Origin of the sequence: Paenibacillus sp. OT2-17 (assembly GCF_009827695.1) — a bacterium.
Classification (GTDB): Bacteria; Bacillota; Bacilli; order Paenibacillales; family Paenibacillaceae; genus Paenibacillus; species Paenibacillus polymyxa_B.
In genome coordinates this window covers 1-4,712 of sequence record NZ_WUDQ01000283.1, presented here as the reverse complement: position 1 = coordinate 4,712, position 4,712 = coordinate 1, and the positions used below count along the sequence as shown (strand labels likewise).

Genomic DNA, 4,712 nt, shown 5'->3' with positions numbered 1-4,712 from the left:
CCGGCAGGTGTTGCCCTCCGGTTCCTTCGTTGACCATAGGTCACCGTTATACGGCTTGCCTGCGTCATTCTGCTGAAGGCCATCGTACTCGATTCCTTCTTGAGGTTCGTCATAGTACCAGGTCCACTGATTATCTCGAATACCGAATACTTTTGGCGTGAATAGACCTTTTGCACCCCAGCGGCTAGAGTGATTGTACACAACATCCTGTATAATTTTAATATCTTTGTCGTGTGCAGCATTAATCAAATCCTGGTATGTTGCACCTGGTGACTCTAACCTGGGATCCACTCGAAAAAAATCGTAACCATGATAGCCGTGAAAGTCATAGTCAGATCGATTCAATACAACTGGTGTAATCCAAATCGCTGAGAAGCCAAGAGCCTTGATATAATCCAGTTTATTGATTAACCCTTGAAAATCGCCCCTAAACATTGGATCACTGTTGGCTGCATTGCCGCTTGAAACATGATTCGCACCACCTCGGTTGTTCGAAGGGTCCCCATCATAGAATCTGGCAGTCATCACAAAGTAAATTGAATCTTCACGCATATCTGTTCCGATCGGACTTCCCTTTGAAGCAGGAGGTGATGAAGTTCCTGTTGTTGCACTCACCTCAATACTACTTTCCGATTTGTTGGCTGGTTCTGCTTTATCGTATGCCTTAACTGTATACGTATATGTCGTTTTCCCCTCCAATAATGAATCTTGGAAGGTAGTACGGGTCGTCGTATAGACCTTTTTGCCTTTAGTTCCTCCTGTGCGAGTGATCTCATACCCGCCGATTCCACTTCCACCAACATTATCAACAGAAGGATCCCATTCTAATTGGATTCGTAGTCCATCGGCATTGGCTATCAATAATTGAGGTATAGAAGGTGCTTCTAAATCAATAACCGGAGGGTTACACGGATTCTTAGCTCCGGTTGTTGTGACGATACCGTCTTTGACGGTACTTAAACCAGCAGCTAAATGATAATCAGCGCCTTTATTATTATCCCAGACAGAGCCGTTGTTAAATGCTGCTTTCATCGATGTTTTGGAGCCAAGATCAATAGTTTTTTTGGCCCAATCCAAGCAAGCGTTTTCATTCATGCTGATACCCGGCGGGGATGTCCAGGATGAACCATCGGGAGCATAGTGGATATTTACATCGCTCCAGCCACGGCTTTTCTTACAATAGTAAACTATCGCTTGGTTGTCTGGAAGGGCTGTCAAATCAAGGTTCTTCGGCAGATTGGCATATGTTGCATCGGAGATATTCTGCTTGATGAGAGAACCGTTGCGATAGAGATCGTAATCTGATACTCTACTACCATTGGAGATGTCTTCGGAGGCTTTCCATGAAAGTTTTACTGATGTACTTGTAACGTTTTTAGGCGATTCATCAGCATTGATCGGCGTAACAACACTTACTGATGCTAATACAAGTATCCCCGTGATCATGAGTAAAAATAAGCGTTTCCAAGATCTTCGTTTATAACTCCTCATTCTCTACGTCCCTTCATCTATATTCTTCTGGTCGCACAGTACAATAAACGATCTCTCCCTTCCTCTTTCTCATACAAATGATTATTCTAGCACTTTCATGGATTATTTTATGTTTTTATGGAAGAATTTAGAGTGGAATATGTTGATTTATAAGGAGGAAATAGCGGATTTTATGTAAAACATCTTTTTCTTTTTCGTGTAAATTAAACCTATTCAAAATCTCAGCAACTTAAAAATGATCAAGCAATAGAATTCGGTTGTGGAGCGATACCCGCTTGTGTTTTATGGTGGGCAAAATTATTTTGCTCACCATTTCAAAGGTTTCTGATTACTTAAATGCATCCCAAAATTTCATTAAATAAATCTGTTTGGTTCTCTCCAGGCTCCTATATATCTCTCTTATGACGGATCGAAAATAAAGCAGCAGATCTAAATAGTTCTTCGAATCACGCTTTTGGTTGCCCCCGCCTCAAAAATCGTCTCAATCAGCACCAATACACGGTGTACTTCTTCGCTTTTGATTGCAATCTCCGCTTTTCCTTCGATGGTGGAGACAAAATTTTCATAAAAGCTTTCTGCAGCAGCAGGTATTTTCTCAATCGGGAACTTAAGGGTGGATTCCTCAGACGGCGGCGCCATCGTTTTCGTCAATCCTTGACCTGCTTGAATTGGCTTGGGTTCCACGTGAGCGACATCTGGATTTCGGGTGACGATCTCTCCGCTCAAATCCCAATCCCTAATCACTGCGGTTCCTTCGGTTCCTTTAATATACCAGCGCGGCAGCTTTACGTAATTGGTTGTACCCACTTCAATGACTGCTTTCAGGCCGTCCTTGAACTCAATAAAGCTGGTAAAGCCGTCATCCACTTCAGTCCCCAAAATATAGCTTAGGGTAGCAGCTACGCTTTCTATTTTGCTGTCCGTAATCTGAAGCAGCTGGTCCAATAGATGTACTCCCCAATCCAGCAGCATTCCTCCCCCATACGCCTTTAGTTGCCGCCAGTCACCTGGAATCCCATTAGCCCCCTGAACTCGCGATTCCAGCTGGAAAAGCTCGCCTACGGTCTTATTGCCAATTATATCTTTGATAATTCGGAAGTCTTCATCCCATCGACGGTTTTGATGTACCGTAAACACACGATTTTCTTTCTTCGCCACCTCAACAATATCCAAGAAATCCGCGCTCGTTATCGTAACTGGTTTTTCGCAAATGACATGTTTTCCAGCTTGTAGCGCCTGGATCGCGATTTCCTTATGAACATCATTAGGTGTTGCTATCAAAACAATATCCACGGCCTGATCGGCCAGAACGGCATCCAGGCTAGCGTAGGTTTTATAGCCAGCAGCCGCAGCCAGTTCCATTCGGTAATCAACAATATCATATACACCGCCAACGGCAAGTTGCTGATTAGATTCGATCAATTGAACATGGTAGCTTCCCATGCCTCCATAACCGATAATGACTACATTGTATATACGATTGCCCATTTTCATCTTCCTCCACTTCTGATTTAAGCCTACCGCATATCAAGCGGTTGCTCATAGATCCATAAATTTCAATGTCCTCGTAACTCTCCCTTCACTTCGTCGGATAGCTCTATCATACAAATCTCATGAAAAGCTTTCCTCCTCATTTCTTGCTGTATTATTCCCGAATATTGTCCTGCGGTATTTCAATGGTGATGTTCCTGTCGCTTCCTTAAAGAGATGATGAAACGTCTTTACACTACTGAATCCTGCTGCCTCTGCGACCTCAGTGATCGGATTGTTTTCATTCAACAAAATCCATTTTGCCTTATTCAGTCTGTAATCATTCAAAAATGCTACAAAGGTCATCCCCGTATTCTTCTTAAACAGTCTGGCGAAATAATAGGGACTGAAACCCATATAATCAGCGACATTCTTCAGCGAGATGGTTTCATGATAATGGCATTCCACATACTCAAAAATACGTTCCAGTTTATAAAGGGTGTCCTTTGATTGTGTTAAGGTTCTTTCAGAGATTTCAGGAAGCCTTGGCGTCATGCTTCTCGGCACTTCACGCATAATAAGAGTCAACATCTCAAACAGCTTGGCTTTGATCATATAAGCATGACCTTCGTGGTGGTTGACGTTCTCATCATAAATGCTTTGAATCAGAGGAAGCATTTTAGCTGCTGTTTCTTCTGGCCAGTTCCAGCTTGATTGCTCCATCTCCGTAAATATATATCTAAGAGGGCGTTTCTGATCACTTAATGTGGAAACCTCTTGAAAAAAGCTCAGATCAAATTGAATAACCACCCGTTCGCTGTCGGGAGAAGCCAAAAAATAATGAACATCACCCCCATTTATAAACTGAACTTCACCTTGTTTCATCCGTATCGAAATATCGTTAATTCCCAGATCCAAGGTTCCCTGAGTCACATATATAATTTCAATTTCTTTATGCCAATGAGGATAGCAAAGCACGTCGCCTTTATTAATAAAACTCCGGAAAGGAAAATGTCGGTCAAGGTCCGGGATTTCTAAATAAAAATTCATTTTGGTAGACTCCTTTTGTTGTAAAGTTCAAAAAAGCCGTACACATGACTATTGATAATTATGCTGCACTGCATTCCTTCTTCTCCTCTTCATTTTTCTCCTTCTCAACTTTCGAATAAAATTCCCTCTCCCTTTTGAATTGTAAGCGTTTAACATTCTTTTTCCTACCCTATCAATCATAGTTGTATTAAGTAAAACCACTGTTAGGTATCCTTACTAACCTAATTTTGCAAACACAAAGTTATGCCTCAATTATGAGCGGTTTCGCGCCCGAAAACAATTTGGGCTGATCTTATTTCTCCCTTCCGCTTGCAGTTTCTTCAGATAACCAAGTTTCGCCTTAACTAGATTAAGCAAATACGTGTAAAATTGTCGAACGATTATTTTTACATTTTTTATATAAATAGATATATACATTTCCAATAAAAAGGTATAATCTAGTAAAGCAACAGAATCCATATAAAAAATATAGACTTATGGAGGGACGGACCTTGAAGAGACTATTCGCTTTAAGTTGTGCTTTCTATCTGCTAATCGGCATTACTAGTGTGGTGCTTGGAGCATTACTGCCGGTTCTACTGCCTTACTATGGACGGGGGTACAGCGATGGCGGATTATTGTTGTTCCTTCAGTTTTTCGGATTTCTTGTCGGCGTTCTGTTCTCCCCCTTCATGGCTCTACACATCGGTCGCAAGTCTATG

3 protein-coding genes and 1 pseudogene are annotated in these 4,712 nt (G+C 41.8%); 1 reads left to right on the top strand and 3 read right to left on the bottom strand.

Translation table 11 applies throughout. The annotated features are described in order from the left end of the window. From GRP75_RS19570 to GRP75_RS19560, 3 genes are all read right to left on the bottom strand, one after another. On the bottom strand, nt 1–1,491 hold a 1,491-nt coding region (locus tag GRP75_RS19570; protein ID WP_237449108.1), incomplete at its 3' end, for a carbohydrate binding domain-containing protein. Between the two features lie 429 nt (nt 1,492–1,920). Beyond that, nucleotides 1,921–2,985: a Gfo/Idh/MocA family protein gene (locus GRP75_RS19565; RefSeq protein ID WP_023988587.1), complete on the bottom strand. Its 1,065-nt coding sequence runs from the start codon at nt 2,983–2,985 to the stop codon at nt 1,921–1,923. A 117-nt stretch (nt 2,986–3,102) separates the two neighbouring features. Beyond that, nucleotides 3,103–4,011 carry an AraC family transcriptional regulator gene (locus GRP75_RS19560; protein ID WP_160790113.1) on the bottom strand — a complete coding sequence of 303 codons (909 nt, stop codon included), beginning with the start codon at nt 4,009–4,011 and terminating at the stop codon, nt 3,103–3,105. A 491-nt stretch (nt 4,012–4,502) separates the two neighbouring features. On the opposite strand from GRP75_RS19560, the pseudogene GRP75_RS19555 reads away from it, so the two are divergent. Further along, a pseudogene (locus tag GRP75_RS19555) lies at nt 4,503–4,712 on the top strand (MFS transporter); the annotation flags it as partial.

Coding starts and splice junctions, on each gene's coding strand:
- GRP75_RS19565 (WP_023988587.1), bottom strand. CDS start 2,985: ATGAAAATGGGCAATCGTATATACAATGTAGTCATTATCGGTTATGGA.
- GRP75_RS19560 (WP_160790113.1), bottom strand. CDS start 4,011: ATGAATTTTTATTTAGAAATCCCGGACCTTGACCGACATTTTCCTTTC.